We start from the raw sequence: 18917 nt of genomic DNA, 5'->3' as shown, positions 1-18917 counted from the left end.
ACCGAACAGGCGTCGCTCGGCCGGAGCCATCAACTGGGCGTCATCAAGCTTCGAATACAGGATGTGACGCCTCCTGTATTGCGGCTAGCGTGTCGTCGCGGGCAAGCAGGCCGGACTCATCGAGGATGGTCAGCAGCGGTCGACCTTCCGAAACCGACTGGCGTGCCAGCTTGCTCACGCGAGCATAGCCAAGTTTCGGCACGAGCGCGGTCGCCACGGCCATCGAATCCATCAGGTGTTGTTCATTGCGTACATCGTCGGCCGCAATACCGGCGACGCACTTCTGCGCGAACCGCTGAATGCCGTTGGTGAGGAGAGTGATACTGTCGAACACACGTGACGCCACCACGGGCTCGAAGTGGTTGATTTCAAGTTCGCCATACTGGACGGCCTGTGCTACCGCCACGTCGTTGCCGATCACAGCAAAGCTCAGCTGGATCATCGCCATCGGAAGGACGGGATTAACCTTGCCCGGCATAATCGACGAGCCCGCTTGCGCTTCCGGAAGACGCAGTTCCCCCAGTCCGCCCACCGGACCCGACGACAGGAGCGTCAGATCCGACGCGATCTTGGCTAGCGACGCTGCGCAGGTACGCAGTTCACCCGAAACGCGCGAGAAAACATCCATATTCTGCATTGCGTCGAACGGATTCGACGGCGCCATATATTCCACGCCGGTAATACGGGACAAATGCCGGTACACGGCCGATCGATATCCTGCGGGTGCGCCGAAGCCGGTGCCGATGGCGGTACCACCCAGCGGAAGAGTCCGCAGCTTGTCGCGCACGGCGACAAGCTCTTCTGCCAGACGGTGGGTCAGCGATGCGTAGCCGCCAAAAAGCTGTCCAAGACGCATCGGCTGTGCATCCTGCAGACACGTGCGACCAAGGTGCAGGATGTCGGCGAACTCCGTCGCTTTACTATCGAATTGCGCGGCAAGCTTTTCTACTTCCGCAATTAGCGGTCCCAGCATTGCGTGGGTTGCGATCTTCAGTGCTGCCGGATAGACGTCATTCGTGGACTGAGAGCGGTTCACGTGGTCGTTGGGGTGAACCACGTCGTATGAACCGGGAGCATGACCCAGGTGCTGTTGCGCGCGATTCGCGATGACCTCATTGAAGTTCATGTTCGTCGACGTCCCGCCTGACCCCTCAAGCAGGTCCACGATCAGCGAGTCGTCGAACTGCCCACCGATGACTTCCTGACACGCGCGGACGATCGCATCACACTGCGGCGGACTCACTGCGTCGTTGTCGCGATTCGCCAAGGCGGCAGCCCATTTGCATTGCGCAAAGGCCGCCCGAAAATCCGCATAGTGAGCAATGTTGAGTGATGAGACTGTCAGGTTGTCGACGCCCCTTACCGTATTAACGCCATAAAGCTTGTCGGCGGGGATAGCGACTTCGCCAACGTAGTCGCTTTCAGTCCGTGTTTCGGCGTGAGCATGCTTATTCATGTGAATTCCTATCACTAATAATGATTAATTGTTCAATGTCCCGCCCTAATGCTTTCAGCCTGGGCAGGAAAGACGTTTCAATAACCTCGCGTGCTGTCTCGCATGCATCTTCGAAGAATGTGCTGTACTCGTCGCGGCGCGCCACAAGATACAGCGATCGTTCAAGTCCCAGCTTGTCAACAACATGCGTCGCAACGCGGTTTGCATAAGCAGCCCCCTGGAGCAGACACATCGGCGAAGTCACTGCCCATCCGATGCCCTCGGCGACCATTGAAGTCAATGCATCGGCGTTGTCGAGTTCCAACCGGTTCGGCACACGCACTTCGATTCGCCGCAGGTAGCGCTCGATCTGCATGCCAACCTGTGAATTCCGGTTAAACCGTACGATCGGCAGAGCATTAGCCAAGGCGCGAAGGTCTTCGATGGTCCGAACAGGCTTTTGCTGGTCCTTTGGCGTGATGACAAGGTATCTCTCAGAAAAGAGCCGATATCGCACCACGTCGTTGGCGTCCATTAGAGGGTCGCTCGTGACGATGAGATCCAAATCGCGACGTAGTAACGCCTCGCCCTGCTGAGGACTCAATCCTGTACGTATCGACAGTTGTGAGACTTTTCCCAAGAGTCGTTTTGTAAAGACGGATCCGCAGGTGGCGGCAAATGAGTCGACCAGTCCGACGCGGAGGTCCGGCTTGATGCCACGGCCAGCTTCGACTACCTGGGCCTTCAGATTCGCGATTTCTTCGCTCAGTATTGCACCACGATTCCTTAACGCGATGCCGTACGGTGTCAGCGCCAGCGGGCGGGTTGTGCGATTGACAAGCACGACACCCAGGTCGTCCTCAAGCTGGCGGATGATCTGCGAGACGCCAGACTGCGAAATGCCCATCCGCGTCGCGGCCCCCGACATGCTGCCTTCTTCCGCCACAGCAACGAAGACCTGTACCGCGTGCATATCAATAGGTTTGTTTGACATGATGAGCCCTAGTAATCATTGCCCTCGCCAACGCCCCGGCTTACGTCACCCCGTGCGTCGTATCGGAGCGTCAGAGGTTCGCATTCCGTTGACCGTGTGGAGGAGCGGCGAATGTAGCCGTATGTCCACCTTTGGTTGCAGGTTCGTCGTCTCCGCGTTGATCGGACTTCACATCCGAAAGGTTTTCACTGCCCGTTTCCGGCGCAAACACGTGGCAGAAGACGCCACCGAACACCAACACACTGATGCACACACCGAGTGCCGAGTGAATGCCAGCGTGTTGCACCGCCAACGGAAGAAGGAATGTGCTGATCGCCGAACCAAACCGGCTGGAGGCGACCGCCAGTCCAACACCGGATGCACGCAGGTGAGTCGGAAAGAGCTCGGGCGGATAGACAAACTCGAGATTGGCGGCCGCCGAGAGAATGCAGGCGAAGACACCGAACGTAACCATGGTTCCTATAGGCCCGAATCCCGCGTAAGCAAGTACCGCCAGGCCCACCGCTGCAAGGTAGAAAGTTCCAATCAGGAATGCGCGGCGCGACAGCCTGTCGACGATCAAAAGACCAACGATCGCTCCGACGAAGAGCAAAAGGTTATAAACAAGGCCGCCTACGAAGTTGTCCTTGACCTGCAAGGCCTGAAGCACCTTCGGGGAAAACGTGCCCAACGCGAAATACGGGATGACCTGACAGGTGTAGAACACGCAACCAACCAGTGTATTTTTGCGCCAGCGCTTCGAGAACAGTTCCGACCATGCACCACGACGTTGCTGGGTCACTGTCGTCGGGGCAGACAGAGTGACCTCGGGACCAAATTTGTGACGAATGATCGCTAGCGCCTCGTCGCCCCGCCCGCGTTTCATCAACCACATTGGCGACTCAGGCACGCCCATGCGGAACGGAAGGATGAGCAGTGCCGGGATCCCGCTCGCGGCAAGCATGATCCGCCAAGCGTCGGGACCGATGTCACGCATGAAAAAGCCAGCGAGATAGGCACCGACGTAACCGGCAGCCCACGCAGCGGCAAGCACGCTGAGCAGACGACCACGGTAACGGCGCGGCGAGAACTCCGTCACGAGTGACTTGCTGACTACGTAGTCAGCGCCCAGAATCAGTCCCAGCAGCAGGCGAAGGACCAACAGTTGTGCTGGCGAAGTCACGAAAAATTGCGCCGCCGAGATCACCGCGAACAGCAGCATATCGAAGGCGAAGATCGTGCGTCTGCCGTATTTGTCCGCGATCGGACCGGCGAACATGCTCCCGAGAAACAGGCCCGCCAGGGATGAAGCGCCAAGCAGCCCCATCCAGAGCGGAGTCAAATGAAGTGACCCGGATGCCATGCTCATCGCGATGCCGATGATCCCCAGCACGAAGCCGTCGCTGAACTGGCCTCCCGTTCCGCTGAACGCCACTCGCAAATGGAATCGGCGCAGAGGAAGATCCTCCAACAATATCTGTTTGCTCACTTTCGTCTCCTATAACTCCAGTTTTATGTCGGGCGCTTTTTGCTGCCTCGGAAACCAGTATAGGGAGTTAAATTCAAGAAAGCAGCATGTCTGGCTCTAGTATTAGCCATCTTAATACTATGCCGCGTGTTGGCTGAAGTTGCGATGGGGCTGTCATGGCGCTCTATCCATTCCGAGATCGGATGCAGCACATAGCGGACCGTGCAGGTTGAGTAAAATCACCATGATTGCAAAAGAGCTCGACGGCGGGCTCCGGTTGGAAACAGCACGATAGATAGCAGTTATTGAGAGGGGAAATATTGTGATTTCACATGTATTTGTTGGCATTACGGACTTTGGGCGCGCTTTCCGGTTTTATTCATCCGTCATGGAGGAGTTGGGATTGCGGTTGAAATTCTGCGATACGGACAAGTCGTGGGCTGGTTGGATGCCAACAGAAAAGACGCGGCCCCTTTTTATCATCGGATCACCCTACAACGGCGAAATTGCCACTCCCGGAAACGGGCAGATGATTGCGCTACTCGCACCTACGCGCGCAGCTGTCGAGCGCGCTTATGCTGTTGCCCTGAAAAATGGCGGCCTGTGCGAAGGACGACCCGGTTTGCGACCGCAATATCATCCAGATTATTACGGCGCCTATTTCCGCGATGTCGAGGGAAATAAAATTTGCGTGTGCTGCCACGATGCCCTGCCCGGATTGTCGGCGGCGTGAAGTGGCGATCGGCAAGAAGCGGCTGCAGCCGGCCATTGGCCTCAAGTTGTCTTCCGCCAGTGAATTGATGCCGCCGCGCTTTTCCGGCACGGCTTTCACTTTGCTTTCCCGACAAGACCAGCAACAATGCGTGTGATCAGTTGAGATTACGCTAATATTTTTTTTGCATGTCATTGGTTCGTCATAATGGCTCACTACAATCGGCCCGATCATCTTGAGCAGTGCTCAACGTGGCGGCCGGCGCAGCATCGCAGCTAAATTCCCGCAGACGACTCCTCGAAAAATATGACTTTTCCATTGCTCAATCGCGAACTCGGTGTGCTCGCCTTCAACGAACGGGTGCTGGCCCAGGCGGAAGATCCGTGCGTGCCTTTGCTGGAGCGCTTGCGCTTTGTGTGTATCACCAGCAGTAATCTGGATGAGTTTTCCGAGATCCGCATGTCCGGCTTGCAGCAGCAGATGCGCGACGCGATCGATGGCGTCACGCCGGATGGGATGTCGCTGCAACATGCTTACACCGTCATCAGCGAGCGCGCCCAGCGCCTGGTCGCACGACAATATGCACTGTTTAACGAAGTGCTGTTACCGGCACTGAACGCCGAAGGTATCGTTTTCTATACAGAGTCCGATTGGGACGAGCAACAGAGCGCCTGGGCGCACGAATTTTTCAAGTCGGAACTGCTGCCGGTGCTGACGCCGATCGGTCTCGATCCGGCCCATCCGTTCCCGAAAGTACTGAATAAGAGTTTGAATTTTGCCGTCAGGTTGAGTGGCCGGGATGCCTTTGGCCGCGAGCCGGAACTGGCCATCGTGCAGGCTCCGCGCGCATTGCCGCGACTGGTGCGGATGCCGGAAGGATTGTCGCGTCATCCCTACGGCTTCGTGCTGTTGAGCAGTTTCATGCAGCGCTTTGTCGGCGAGTTATTCCCGGGATTGTCTATCGGCGGTTGCTATCAGTTCCGTGTCACCCGCAACAGCGATCTGTTTGTGGATGAAGATGAAGTCACGGATTTGCGGCTGGCGTTGCAGGGCGAACTGCCGACCCGGCAACTGGGGAATGCGGTGCGACTGGAAGTTGCGGATGACACCCCGGCGTCGCTGGTATTGCGCTTGCTCAAGCAAAACGGTTTGCAGCCGGGCGACTGTTATCGCGTCAACGGCTCCGTCAATCTGGTGCGTCTGATGCCCTTGCCGGATCTGGTCGACAGACCGGATCTGAAGTTTGTGCCGCACACGCCGGTCCTGCCAAAGTCGTTCTTTACCGGCTCTTCGGTGTTCGATGTGATCGATCAGGACGACGTGCTGCTGCATCATCCGTATGAAAGTTTTCAACCCGTTCTGGAGCTGTTGCAGCAGGCCGCGATCGATCCCGATGTCCTGGCGATCAAGCAAACCATTTATCGCACCGGCAGTGAATCGGCGCTGATGAATGCATTGATGCAGGCCGCCAAGAATGGCAAGGAAGTCACGGTCGTGCTGGAGCTGATGGCGCGCTTTGACGAAGAAACCAATATCGGCTGGGCAGCCAAGCTGGAAGCGGTTGGTGCGCATGTGGTGTACGGCGTATTCGGTTTTAAGACCCATGCCAAGATGCTGTTGATCGTGCGGCGCAAACGGCATGCCAAGCACACCAGGCTGAAGCGCTACGTCCATCTAGGCACTGGCAACTATCACTCGCGCACCGCACGTCTGTACACCGACTTTGGCCTGATGACCAGCGACGACAAAATTTGTGAAGACGTCCACAACGTGTTTCAGCAACTGACCGGATTCGGCAAGCAAGTGCCGCTCAAGCGCTTATGGCAATCGCCATTTACCTTGCATGCGAATGTGCTCAAAGCGATACAGGCGGAAGTCGCTGCGGCCAAAGCCGGGCGGCAGGGCTACATCATCGCCAAGATGAATGCATTGCTGGAGCCGACGGTCATCGCCGCGCTCTACGAGGCGTCGCAAGCCGGGGTCAAAATTCAGCTGATCATACGTGGCGTGTGCGCGCTGCAGGCAGGTGTGCCGGGATTGTCGGAAAACATCAAGGTGCGGTCTGTCATCGGCCGCTTTCTGGAGCATCATCGGGTCTTCTATTTTTACGCCGACGGTGAAGAAAACGTGACCCTGTCGAGCGCCGACTGGATGGACCGGAACCTGTTCCGCCGCGTGGAAACCGCATTCCCGATCCTGGACAATAAATTGAAGCGTCGCGTGATCGAGGAAAGCCTGCTGGTGCATTTGCATGACAATGCCTCGGCGTGGGATATGACCGGCGACGGGACTTATGAAAAGGTGACGCCCGGTAATGCGGCAGCGCTTGTGAGTCAGATTGATTTGTTGTCGCGGTTTTGAGCGGCGCCTGACGCTCTTTTCGGCCATTGGCATGAAAGTTTCCGCGCCCGGTCCGGAACGCCGGTAGAAACATAAATACCCTCACCCGATTGCAAAATTCCCTGCGGCTAATCGGTCCGCTCCTTCGTCGCATCTCACATTTTCACCCCAGCAATACCAAAAACGATATCACTTACGATGAAAAAGTGATTGGTAAGCGCACGCAACTATTTTTACACTAGGGCGGCATTCAAGCGGTCTTTTAAATATAACAATTGGAGAACGGTCCAACTACATTTTTCGAGTTTGTCGACGATATCGGAATGAGTATGTGAATTGTGAAAAATTTCATTTGTTTGATATCGGTAAAATTCGTAAGATGGCCGTGAAAGTTGCTCAAAAAAAAGCGTTCGGCAGCATGTTCACCGCAACACACCGCAGCACCACAATAACTAAAGGAGACAAGTTGTGAAGATGATTAAATCCACGATTCTAGGGTTGATGATAGGCCTGACTGGTGTTGCATCCCAGGCCGGCGCGCAGGACAAGGGGCTGGTCGGTATCTCGATGCCGACCAAATCCTCCGCACGCTGGATTGCCGACGGCGACAATATGGTCAAGGTCTTCAAGGAAAAAGGTTACAAGACCGATCTGCAATATGCGGAAGATGACATCCCGAATCAGTTGGCGCAGATCGAAAATATGATGACCAAAGGCGTCAAAGTCCTGGTGATCGCATCGATTGACGGCACCACGCTGTCCGATGTGTTGCAAAAAGCGGCGGACAAGGGCGTCAAGGTGATTGCGTATGATCGCTTGATCCGTAACTCCAAGAACGTGAATTACTACGCCACCTTCGACAATTTCCAGGTCGGCGTGCTGCAGGCCGCTTATATCGAAAAAGCGCTTGATCTGAAGAGCGGCAAAGGCCCGTTCAACATCGAACTGTTCGGCGGTTCGGCAGATGATAACAACGCCTTCTTTTTCTACAACGGCGCGATGTCGGTCCTGAAGCCGTATATCGACAAAGGCAAGCTCGTGGTGCGCAGCAAGCAGATGGGCATGGACAAGGTGTCGACGTTGCGTTGGGACGGAGCGGTGGCGCAGTCCCGTATGGACAACTTGCTGAGTGCGTATTACACGAATGCGCATGTGGACGCTGTTCTGTCCCCTTATGACGGCTTGAGTATCGGGATTATTTCGTCGCTGAAAGGCGTCGGCTACGGTACGCCCAAACTGCCGATGCCGGTCGTGACCGGACAGGATGCCGAGATTCCATCGGTGAAATCGATATTGCGCGGCGAACAGCGATCGACCGTCTTCAAGGACACACGCGAGCTTGCCAAGGTGACTGCCGGCATGGTGGATGCCGTGTTGAGCGGCAAGACGCCGGAAATCAACGATACCAAGACCTATAACAACGGCGTCAAGGTGGTGCCCGCCTATCTGCTGAAGCCGGTCATCGTCGATGCGGCCAACTGGAAGCAAGTGCTGGTGACCGGCAGCGCTTATTACACCGAAAGCCAGATCAAATAATCAACGTGAGGACTGAACTTCCGTTCTCGATTTATTCAGGTTGAATTTTGGTCGCCGACCAGGCGCAGAGATGTGGTCCGGCGCGCTGGCGGCGATAAGAGGCTATACGATGGAAACAATCCTGGAGATGCGGGGAATCCGGAAAACATTCCCGGGCGTCAAGGCGTTGGACAATGTCAATCTGGTGGTGCGCAGTGGCGAAATTCACGCTTTGGTTGGCGAAAACGGCGCGGGAAAATCCACCTTGATGAAAGTGCTGAGTGGTGTGTTTCCGCATGGTTCTTTCTCAGGCGAAATCCATTTTCAAGGTCAGGAACGTCAATTCAAAGGCATCGCCGATAGTGAAAAAATCGGCATTATCATCATTCATCAAGAGCTGGCATTGGTGCCCTTGTTATCGATTACGGAAAATATTTTCCTCGGTAATGAGCAAGCCAAAAACGGCATTATCGACGCGGCTTTGTCATACCGAAAGGCCAAGGAGTTGCTCGAAAAAGTCGGACTCAAGGAATCGCCCGGTACGTTGATCACGAACCTGGGGGTGGGCAAGCAACAGTTGATTGAAATTGCCAAAGCGCTCTCCAAGGAAGTCAAGTTGCTGATCCTGGATGAACCTACCGCCAGTTTGAATGAAAGCGATAGCGACGCATTGCTTGAACTGCTGCTCGAACTCAAGGCGCAGGGGATTTCTTCCATCCTGATTTCGCACAAGCTCAACGAAATTTCCAAGGTCGCCGATGCGATCACGATTTTGCGTGACGGCAGTACGGTGGACACGCTGGATTGTCACAAAGAAGTCATCAGCGAAGACCGCATCATCCAGAACATGGTCGGCCGCGAAATGGCCGATCGCTATCCGAAACGCACCCCCGCTATCGGCGACACCATCTTCGAAGTGAAGCAGTGGCGGGTGCACCACGCGCTCCACCCGGAGCGGCAGGTGATCAAGGGCGTCGATTTCCATGTGAAAAAAGGCGAGATCGTCGGCATCGCCGGCCTGATGGGGGCCGGCCGCACCGAACTGGCGATGAGTATTTTCGGGCGCACCTACGGCAAGCGCATCAGCGGGCAGGTTTTTTTGCGCGGCAAGGAAATTGACGTCAGCACGGTGCAAAAGGCCATCGATAACGGCATCGCTTACGTCACCGAAGACAGAAAAGGCTACGGCCTGATCCTGGATGAAGATATCAAAAAAAATATCACGCTGGCCAATCTCGACGGCATCTCCAACATGCTGGTCATCGATGAAGGGCGGGAATTTTCGGTGGGGGCGGATTATCGTAGCAAGCTGCGGATACGCAGCGCCAATGTGTTTCAGAAAGTGCTGAACTTGTCGGGCGGCAACCAGCAAAAAGTGGTGCTCGCCAAGTGGCTGTTTTCCAACCCGGATGTATTGATTCTGGATGAACCGACCCGTGGCATCGATGTCGGCGCCAAGTATGAGATTTACAGCATCATCAGCCAGCTGGCGGCCGAGGGGAAATGCATCATCATGATTTCATCGGAAATGCCGGAACTGCTGGGGATGTGCGACCGCACCTATGTCATGAATGAAGGAAATTTCGTTGGCGAATTTTCGGCGGCGGAAGCGTCGCAAGAAAAAATCATGCGGGCGATAGTCAAGAACGCGAAGATCGGAGATAACTGATATGAACCAGAAAATTGCTGCGGACGCGATGCAGCTGCAGGCACAGGTGACCGGCAACAAGGACTATGCAGGTTTTCTGAAAAATAATATGCGCGAATATGGCATGTTGCTGTCATTGATCGCGATCATGGGTTTCTTTCAATACATGACCGACGGCACCTTGATGCGGCCGCTGAATCTGACCAACCTGGTCCTTCAGAACAGCTATATCGTCATCATGGCGCTTGGCATGCTGATGGTAATTGTCGCCGGACATATCGATTTATCGGTTGGCTCAGTGGTCGGTTTTATCGGTGCACTGGCGGCCGTGTTGATGGTGAATTTTCACCTGAACTTTATCCTCACGATGATCATCTGCCTGCTTGCCGGTGCAGTGATCGGGGCGGCGCACGGTTATTTCGTGGCATTTTTCAGGATACCGTCGTTCATCGTGACATTGGCGGGCATGCTGGTATTCAAGGGGCTGACGCTGGCGCTGCTGGATGGCCAGTCGGTCGGACCGTTTCCGGAAGCCTTCCAGCGGCTGAGTTCGGGTTTTATCCCCGATCCGCTGAACGGCGCCGATGTGCGGATCAGCTCGCTGCTGGTCGGGGTGCTGGTTGCGGTGGCATTGATTGTCGTCAAAATCCGGAGCCGGGTCAGTCAAATCAAACATGGCATGGAGGACGAACCGACGGCATTCTTTGTATTAAAAAATGTCGTGTTTGCCGCCATCATCATATTTTTCAGTTATCTGCTGGCGTCTTACAAAGGCATGCCCAACGTCCTGATCATCATGTTTATGCTGATGGTGGCGTACACCTTCATCGCCAATCGCACCACGCTCGGCCGCCGGGTCTATGCAGTGGGCGGTAACGAGAAGGCGGCCAAGCTGTCCGGGATCAAGACTACCAGAGTGTCGTTTTATACCTTCGTCAACATGGGCCTGTTGGCGGCACTGGCCGGACTGATTTTCGCGGCACGTCTGAACACTGCCACGCCGAAAGCGGGTACCGGATTTGAACTGGACGTGATTGCGGCATGTTTCATCGGCGGGGCATCGGCATCCGGCGGCGTCGGCAAGGTCATGGGCGCGGTGATTGGCGCATTTGTCATGGGCGTGATGAACAACGGCATGTCGATCATGGGGATCGGCATCGACTATCAGCAAGTGATCAAGGGCCTGGTCCTGCTGGCTGCCGTTTGTGTCGATGTCTACAACAAGAATAAATAACACTTCCCGCAATTCCTGCATTTGCCAATGCGTAGCCTTACATTCCGGGTGAGCCGGAGGATGCTGTGCAAATTCAAAAGAAAGCCAACGATGACGATCGACAAAAAACGCCCATTACGTTCTGCTGAATGGTTTGGCGGCGCTGACAAGAACGGTTTCATGTATCGCAGCTGGATGAAGAATCAGGGCATTCCCGATCATGAGTTTCAGGGGAAACCGATTATCGGCATCTGCAATACCTGGTCCGAACTGACGCCGTGCAATGCCCATTTCCGCAAGATCGCTGAACACGTCAAGCACGGCATTCTCGAGGCAGGGGGCTTCCCGGTCGAATTCCCGGTGTTCTCCAATGGTGAATCGAATCTGCGCCCGACCGCGATGCTGACCCGTAATCTGGCGAGTATCGACGTCGAGGAATCCATCCGCGGCAATCCGATGGATGCGGTGGTGCTGCTGGTCGGTTGCGACAAAACCACGCCGGCCTTGCTGATGGGGGCCGCCAGTTGCGACATCCCGGCCATCGTCGTGACCGGCGGCCCGATGTTGAACGGCAAACACCAGGGCAAGGATATCGGCTCCGGCACGGCGGTATGGCAACTCAGCGAAGCGGTCAAGGCCGGCCAGATTTCGATGCATGACTTCATGTCGGCCGAAGCGGGCATGTCGCGTTCGGCTGGCACCTGCAACACGATGGGAACGGCTTCCACCATGGCGTGCATGGCCGAAGCGCTGGGCACTTCGCTGCCGCACAATGCAGCGATTCCGGCAGTCGACGCGCGCCGTTATGTGCTGGCGCATATGTCCGGCATGCGGATTGTCGAGATGGTGTGGGAAGACCTGCGCCTTTCCAAAATTCTGACGCGTGAGGCATTCGAAAACGCGATTCGCGTCAACGCCGCCATCGGCGGCTCGACCAATGCCGTGATCCATCTGAAAGCGATTGCCGGCCGCATCGGCGTGCAACTGGAACTGGAAGACTGGACCAGCATCGGCCGCGGCACTCCGACCATCGTCGATCTGCAGCCTTCGGGCCGGTTCCTGATGGAGGAGTTCTATTACGCCGGCGGCTTGCCTGCGGTATTGCGTCGCCTTGGGGACGGCAATCTGCTGCCGCACAAAGATGCATTGACCGTCAACGGCAAGACCATCTGGGAAAATACGCAGAGCGCGCCGGTGCATAACGACGAAGTGATCCGGACGCTGGACAAGCCGCTGATTGCCGATGGCGGCATCTGCATCCTGCGCGGCAATCTGGCGCCGCGCGGCGCGGTGTTGAAACCGTCCGCAGCCTCGCCGGAATTGATGAAACATCGCGGCCGCGCAGTCGTTTTTGAAGATTTCAGCCACTATAAAACGCGTATCAACGACCCTGAACTGGACGTCGATGCGAGCTCGGTCCTGGTCATGAAAAACTGCGGTCCGAAAGGCTATCCCGGCATGGCCGAAGTCGGAAATATGGGACTGCCGCCAAAACTGTTGGCCCAAGGCGTCAAGGACATGGTGCGGATTTCCGACGCCAGAATGAGCGGCACCGCCTACGGCACCGTGGTATTGCATGTCGCACCGGAAGCCGCCGCCGGCGGTCCGCTGGGCATCGTGCAGGACGGCGACTGGATCGAGCTGGATTGCCACGCAGGCCGTTTGCATCTGGATATCAGCGCTGCAGAAATGGCAGAGCGCCAGATCGCACGGGCCGCCGCCGACACCGGCATCGCATCCGGCAAAGGCGGTTATCAACAGCTCTACATCGACCGTGTGTTGCAAGCCGATGAAGGCTGCGACTTCGACTTCCTGGTCGGCTGTCGCGGTTCAGCGGTGCCGAAACACTCGCATTGAAAATTTGGAGCAACTATGTCAGCACTAAAAAAAGCATGCAAGGATCTGGCGCAATACCCGAGTCTGAAGGGCAAGCGCGTATTCATTACAGGTGGCGGCAGCGGCATCGGCGAGGCGCTGGTCAGCGCGTTTGCCGAGCAGGGCGCGCTGGTCGCTTTCGTCGATATCGCCACCGAGGCCAGCGAGGTGCTATGCGCGCGGCTGGCCGCTGCCGGCCTGCGGGCGCCGCTGTTTCGTCATTGCGATATTCGCGATATCCCCTTGTTGCAAGCGACCATTCAATCACTCGCGCAGGAGCTCGGTGATTTCGATGTGCTGGTGAACAATGCCGCCAACGATGCGCGGCATCGGTTTGAAGACGTGAGCGTCGAGTACTGGGATAACAGTATCGCGATCAACCAGCGGCCGCTGTTTTTCACTTGCCAGTCGGTATTGCCCGGCATGAAGAAAAAAGGGGGCGGCTCCATCATCAATTTCAGTTCGATCAGCTGGCATATTTCGAATGGCGGTTATCCAGCCTACGTTAGCGCCAAAGCTGCCGTGATCGGTTTGACGCGCGGTTTGGCGCGCGATCTGGGGCCGCATAATATTCGGGTCAATACGGTGACGCCGGGTTGGGTGATTACCGAACGTCAAAGCGCTTTGTGGCTGGATGAAAAAGGTGAGGAGGACATTCAACGCAACCAGTGTTTGCCGGGTAAATTGTTGCCTTGGCATCTGGCACGGATGGTGTTGTTTCTGGCCGCGGACGATAGTGTGATGTGTACGGCGCAGGAGTTTGTGGTGGATGCCGGGTGGAGTTGATGTTTTTCTGAAATCACTTCAGCCGTGATGCGCAGAGTAGCGATATTCATCACGGTCAAAGGATTTACTAAACAGGCGTGAATACGCATAGAATACTGCGAGAAGTTGCTGGAGAAGCCGCTCTAGCCGCCAAGGGACTGCCATGCAACCATTCAGCCGAGATGCCGCTATGCCGATCGGCAAGACCGTACTCAGCCGACGCGGCATCCTGCAGGCCGGCGCGCTGGTGCTTGCCGCAGCCAGCCTGCCCGGAAGGAGCTTCGCGTCGTTGTCGGCGGTTTCCGCGCCAGAGCGCAAACTGGGTTTTTACAATACCCATACGGACGAGCAAATAAACACCGTGTATTGGGCGGATGGTGCGTACCAGCCCGAAGGGCTAAGGGACATCTATCGCATCCTCCGCGACCACCGTTCAGGCGACGTCAGTCCCATCGATGCCCGATTACTGGATTTGCTGTGCCTGCTGTCGGCTGCGCTGGTCACGAACGAGCGCTTTCATGTCATTTCCGGCTACCGCTCACCCGCTACCAACGCCATGCTGTCGAAAAAAAGCAGCGGCGTGGCGCAACACAGCCTGCATATGGACGGGCTTGCCATAGATATTCGTGTGCCGGGGCGCAATCTGGCTGATGTGCGCCGGGCTGCCATCGCGCTGAATGGCGGCGGCGTGGGCTATTACCCTGCCTCCGATTTTGTGCATGTGGATGTTGGCCGCGTGCGCACCTGGTGACGTTTCAGATCGAAGGATGACGGTCATCCGGAATGTCCGGTTCAAGGGAGCCGGCAAAACCAATAGTAATTCCTCAAGCGCATTTCCCCCTTTTCATCATCAACCGCGCTCCAGAATATGGCATTCGCCAAAAAGCTGGCATCGAATCAAAGCCTCCAACCGTAAAGTACGAACTATTCATGAAACCAGTCAACACGGCAGTTCTTCACAACTGGACTCGCCAATGCTTGCTGTTTGTGTTGCTTGGCTTCGTGCTGGGAAATGCCAGTACAGCGTTCGCGAACAATCTTCCCGCCTGGTTCGCCGATGGACGTCCTACTGCCGATGCCCTTGAGGCCGTGCAAATCCTGAAGATGGCTGATGCGGACGGCCTGAATCCAAATGACTATTCAGCGGACTCCCTTGCGCAAGCCGTGAACAAGGCTTCTGAAGCACCCATCCCGGCTTCCGGGCAAGCAACGCTCTCGGGCGTGCTGACACAGGCCGTAGAACATTTTATTTCAGATATTCACTATGGCCGGGTGGATCCGCGTGATGTTCATGCGTCGTTTACAGCGCCATCGAAGCAACTCAATCCTGCCATCTATGTAAGAGAAGCCGTTGCCAGCCATACGCTCACGACTGCCACCCGCGCTGCAGCACCAAAGTTGCCACTCTACGTTGCCCTGCAGCAAGCGCTGGCGAAGTACCGCGCGCTTGAAAGCGACCCGGCTTTCCAGCATCGGCTTCCCACTATGCCAGGAAATAAAATTGCACCTGGCCAGGCCTACGTCGGCACTTCAGAGTTGGCGCAGAAACTGATGGCGCTCGGGGATATGCCGGCAGAGGCAAAGATTCCGGCACGCTACGAGGCCGCCCTGGTCGATGGCGTCAAGGCGTTTCAGAGCCGTCACGGGCTGACGGCGGATGGGGTCATTGGCAGCGGCACCTTTGAACAGATCAATACCCCGATGGCTGCGCGCGTGCGCCAGATCGGGCTGACGCTGGAACGCCTGCGCTGGACGCCCTTGCTGTTGGGGCACCGGATGATTGTGGTGAATGTGCCGGAGTTCGTCCTGCGTGCTTACGAGATTAACGACGGCCAGATCGATATGAAGGTGCGGATGAATGTCATCGTCGGCAAGGCGCTGGATACGCGCACTCCGGTTTTTTTTGAGGAGATGCGCTTCATAGAATTCAGTCCTTACTGGAACATTCCGCCCTCGATTGCCAAAGCCGAAACCGTGCCGAAGCTACGTCATAACCCTGCTTATTTCAATAGCGAGGGCCTGGAGTTCGTCGATGGCGGCGGCCGGGTTATTTCGACATTGTCCGAGGCGAATCTGGGCGCGGTGCTAAGCGGAAAACTGCGTATTCGCCAGCGCCCGGGGCCAAAAAATGCATTGGGCGACATCAAATTCATTTTTCCTAACAACGAGAATATTTACCTTCACCACACACCCGCGCCACAACTCTTCAGGCGTGACCGGCGAGATTTCAGTCATGGCTGCATCAGAGTGGAAGATCCGGTGTCGCTGGCCAGGTTTGTCCTGCAAGATCAGCCGGAATGGACTGAGCAGCGCATCCGCGATGCCATGACAAGCGGGACCTCGAAGACGATTCGCCTGAAGCAGCCATTGCCGGTGGTGATTGCCTATGGCACGGCGATTGTCAAAAACGATGGGAAAGTCTATTTCTTTCAAGACATTTACGGCCACGATAAATTGCTTGATGCTGCATTGAGCAAGAAAAGCAGCCTTACGCGCAATGCGCCGGAAGGTGTTCAGCATCAAATGTGAGTGACCGCGTGGGTGGAGCTCAGCCGGTCGTGACCGGTGCAAAACGGCCATGAACGGCCGCTGGGGATTTCGGCGCGAATGGCGGTTCAAGACTGGGAGCTGCCTGCTGATATTTGCATACCCGATGACCGGTCCATTCCATAATCGGCCACTGCGGCCGTTCGCGATTATTCCGCTACTTGGATCACCTCAATGTCAGCTTCCACTCTGGACGAAGGCTCAGGCGATCCGTTCCGGTCGGTCAGCGATTGGGAAAGCGGACGGTTGCAGCGCACTAATATCGGCACGGTGCCACGGTTTACGGAGACGTCTGCAATGGACGCAGCATCGGCACCCAAGCCGCCGAGTTGACGGATCGTCGCCCTAATCGGAACGCGTTGCCTCCTTCCCGTTGCGCCATTGCCCGGGAGCAACGCCAAACTCCTTTTTGAATGCCCGGCTGAACGAAGCTTCAGATTCATATCCAATTGCTTCGGTAACGCGACTCAGGCTGATGGGCTCACTGCGCAGGAGTCGCGCAGCCATGGCGAGTCGCCAGCGTATGAGGTATTGAATTGGCGGCATCCCTACAAGTTCGTTGAATCGTTGAGCCAGGACGCTGCGTGAAACGTGTACTTCCCCGGCAAGGGTTTCAACGGACCAGTCTTTGGCCGGATGGTCGTGCATCAGGCTGAGACATTTGCCAATCTGCGGATCGCGAAGGCCGGCAAGCCAGCCCAGATGTCTCGGGGGCAGGGATTCGATATAGTCGCGGAGGGTCTCGACAAACAAGGATTCGGCCACTTTTGTCGCCACAGCACCGGACCCGGGTTGGCCGGCTGCAGCCTCTCCCACGGCGTATCTCAGCGACTGCTCGATCCACGGACCGGAAGGTCTCTGTCCGATAGCCGATCGGAAAAGCCTAGGTAAGGTTTCCACCAGCGGGTTTGGTATGTCCTGTTCATACGCGAACCACCCGCACATCAAGACCGTGCGGTTCCCTTCGCCTCCGTATCGAATGGGACTCAGTTGAGGCCCTTTGATTTGCACAACATGGTCAATGCTGACGGGCGCATGGTGCAGGCCGCTGCCGATGATGTGAGAGTCACCGTGAGGTATCGTCGCCACATCTCCTGCATGCAAGGCGACAGCCTCACCGTCGGGCAATTGCACCCAGCACCTGCCTTCCAGAACGGCGTGACAAATAGCGAGGCTGCGCGCTCCCGGCTTGAGCACACGGGCCAATTCGGAAGCCTGCGGAACGTCCACGCACCATGGCTCATGGCACTCGGCATTGAGAAATATCGCGCCTTGCATACGAATCGTGCGCAGCACATCAGAAAGTACGTCCATGGGGATTCCCTTGAGGCGGAAAAAGAGATTTGGTCAAGAACCTCGGACGGTTGGACAGGATTTTATCTTCCTTCCTGAGCATCATTGCACTTACAGCGAATTGTCGCCCAACTTTGTTAAAGGAGTAAGCAAAATGAATGACGCAAAACAGGCTGTTCAAACGACGCAACCATCGCGGTACGCCAAGGCCATCGAGGCGTCCAAGCGCATCCGCTGGGACATCGACAAGGACGTGATCCGGGGGCGTAACTTCGACTTCTCGAAGAAATTTCTGCCCGACGGCCTTTCGCGGGTGAGCCAGCTCGACTTTCTTTCGGAAACCGAAAAGCGCCTGTTGAGCCAGATCCAGGGGCGTTCTTACGCGAACATATTCGGGCTCGTCGAGCGGTTCATCAATGCGAAAGTACTTGAGATCGGCCGCGACCACTGGCTTGGCGATCAAGTCGCGCTTGAGGCACTCGTCCGCTTCAGCGACGAGGAACTTAAGCATCAGAAACTGTTTCGGTGCCTCGAGCAGATGATGGCCGCGGGCATGCCGTCCGGTTACACGTTTGTGCCTGAGCCGGACGGCATTGCAGGCTTTGTCCTTGGAAAGTCGACGTGGGCGGTGCTCGCGCTCACCTGCCACATCGAGCTTTTCACCCAGAAACACTACCGGGAAAGCATCGGCACGGACGAGAACCTCTCGGAGCTTTGGAAGGACGTTTTCCTCTTCCACTGGAAAGAGGAGTCGCAGCACGCGATCCTGGACGAGCTTGAATGGATCCGCGAGGATGCGAAGCTCGCACCGGAAGCTCGCGACCAGGGGGTGACTGACCTGATCGAACTGGTTGGCGCGGTAGACGGAATATTGCAGGCGCAATCGGATGCCGACGCAGCGTACTTCGCCGCCATTTGTGGCCAGACGCTCTCCGACGCCGAACTGGTGCGGGTGAAGGACGCCCTGTTCAAGGCCTACCGATGGCAGTACATCGTTTCGGGCGTTCAGGAGCCGCACTTCGCCAAGACGCTCGGCAGCCTCATTAACCGAGCCCAGAGCGAACGCATTGCTGTAGCTCTCACACCGATTCTGCGGCACGTCACGGCGCACTGAAGTGTCGAAGCCGGCGCAG

General features: G+C 56.4%; 16 protein-coding genes. 12 read left to right on the top strand and 4 right to left on the bottom strand.

Annotated features, from left to right (window positions below; translation table 11 throughout):
* Positions 1-43: 43 nt before the first annotated feature.
* The 3 genes from AC3CHX_RS21220 to AC3CHX_RS21210 form a co-directional block, all read right to left on the bottom strand.
* A complete protein-coding gene (locus AC3CHX_RS21220) occupies positions 44-1456 on the bottom strand; it encodes an aspartate ammonia-lyase (protein ID WP_488629979.1) in 1413 nt (470 codons plus the stop codon).
* The gene (locus tag AC3CHX_RS21215; protein ID WP_488629978.1) at positions 1449-2429 is read right to left on the bottom strand and encodes a LysR family transcriptional regulator; all 981 of its coding nucleotides are present in this window, start codon (positions 2427-2429) and stop codon (positions 1449-1451) included. The genes AC3CHX_RS21220 and AC3CHX_RS21215 overlap by 8 nt, the downstream gene beginning before the upstream one ends.
* 70 nt (positions 2430-2499) lie before the next feature.
* The gene (locus AC3CHX_RS21210; RefSeq protein ID WP_488629977.1) at positions 2500-3897 is read right to left on the bottom strand and encodes an MFS transporter; all 1398 of its coding nucleotides are present in this window, start codon (positions 3895-3897) and stop codon (positions 2500-2502) included.
* 301 nt (positions 3898-4198) lie between these two features.
* Here AC3CHX_RS21210 and AC3CHX_RS21205 point away from each other — a divergent pair, with 301 nt between their 5' ends.
* The 11 genes from AC3CHX_RS21205 (at position 4199) to AC3CHX_RS21155 (ending at position 16824) form a co-directional block, all read left to right on the top strand.
* Positions 4199-4609 carry a VOC family protein gene (locus tag AC3CHX_RS21205; protein WP_488629976.1) on the top strand — a complete coding sequence of 137 codons (411 nt, stop codon included), beginning with the start codon at positions 4199-4201 and terminating at the stop codon, positions 4607-4609.
* A gap of 1 nt (position 4610) precedes the next feature.
* Positions 4611-4745, top strand: coding sequence for a hypothetical protein (locus AC3CHX_RS21200; RefSeq protein WP_488629975.1), 135 nt, complete (start codon positions 4611-4613; stop codon positions 4743-4745).
* Between the two features lie 149 nt (positions 4746-4894).
* On the top strand, positions 4895-6949 hold the full coding sequence (gene ppk1 / locus AC3CHX_RS21195) for a polyphosphate kinase 1 (protein ID WP_488629974.1): 2055 nt from the start codon (positions 4895-4897) through the stop codon (positions 6947-6949).
* Positions 6950-7402: 453 nt separating this feature from the next.
* The gene (gene chvE / locus AC3CHX_RS21190) at positions 7403-8464 is read left to right on the top strand and encodes a multiple monosaccharide ABC transporter substrate-binding protein (RefSeq protein ID WP_488644892.1); all 1062 of its coding nucleotides are present in this window, start codon (positions 7403-7405) and stop codon (positions 8462-8464) included.
* Between the two features lie 109 nt (positions 8465-8573).
* The gene (mmsA, locus tag AC3CHX_RS21185) at positions 8574-10112 is read left to right on the top strand and encodes a multiple monosaccharide ABC transporter ATP-binding protein (protein ID WP_488629973.1); all 1539 of its coding nucleotides are present in this window, start codon (positions 8574-8576) and stop codon (positions 10110-10112) included.
* 1 nt (position 10113) lies between these two features.
* The gene (mmsB, locus tag AC3CHX_RS21180; RefSeq protein ID WP_488629972.1) at positions 10114-11325 is read left to right on the top strand and encodes a multiple monosaccharide ABC transporter permease; all 1212 of its coding nucleotides are present in this window, start codon (positions 10114-10116) and stop codon (positions 11323-11325) included.
* Positions 11326-11415: 90 nt separating this feature from the next.
* Complete coding sequence (locus tag AC3CHX_RS21175; protein WP_488629971.1) at positions 11416-13161, top strand: IlvD/Edd family dehydratase; 1746 nt, start codon at positions 11416-11418, stop codon at positions 13159-13161.
* A gap of 15 nt (positions 13162-13176) precedes the next feature.
* Positions 13177-13965 (top strand): SDR family NAD(P)-dependent oxidoreductase, encoded by a 789-nt coding sequence (locus tag AC3CHX_RS21170; RefSeq protein WP_488629970.1) that lies wholly within the window; start codon positions 13177-13179, stop codon positions 13963-13965.
* A gap of 142 nt (positions 13966-14107) precedes the next feature.
* Positions 14108-14695, top strand: a complete 588-nt coding sequence (mepK, locus tag AC3CHX_RS21165; protein WP_488629969.1) for a peptidoglycan L,D-endopeptidase MepK — start codon at positions 14108-14110, stop codon at positions 14693-14695.
* A 179-nt stretch (positions 14696-14874) separates the two neighbouring features.
* Entirely contained in the window at positions 14875-16473 is a 1599-nt protein-coding gene (locus tag AC3CHX_RS21160) for a L,D-transpeptidase family protein (protein ID WP_488629968.1), read from the top strand.
* A 192-nt stretch (positions 16474-16665) separates the two neighbouring features.
* Entirely contained in the window at positions 16666-16824 is a 159-nt protein-coding gene (locus tag AC3CHX_RS21155; protein ID WP_488629967.1) for a hypothetical protein, read from the top strand.
* Positions 16825-16836: 12 nt separating this feature from the next.
* Here the strand turns inward: AC3CHX_RS21155 and AC3CHX_RS21150 are convergent, their stop codons facing one another.
* A complete protein-coding gene (locus AC3CHX_RS21150; protein ID WP_488629966.1) occupies positions 16837-17805 on the bottom strand; it encodes an AraC family transcriptional regulator in 969 nt (322 codons plus the stop codon).
* A gap of 133 nt (positions 17806-17938) precedes the next feature.
* On the opposite strand from AC3CHX_RS21150, the gene AC3CHX_RS21145 reads away from it, so the two are divergent.
* The gene (locus AC3CHX_RS21145; protein ID WP_488629965.1) at positions 17939-18898 is read left to right on the top strand and encodes a hypothetical protein; all 960 of its coding nucleotides are present in this window, start codon (positions 17939-17941) and stop codon (positions 18896-18898) included.
* Positions 18899-18917 lie beyond the last annotated feature (19 nt).

The sequence above is a fragment of the Glaciimonas sp. OK215 genome (assembly GCF_057787885.1).
Note: the sequence above shows the minus strand (reverse complement) of the source record. Positions and strands in the feature narration are given on the sequence as shown.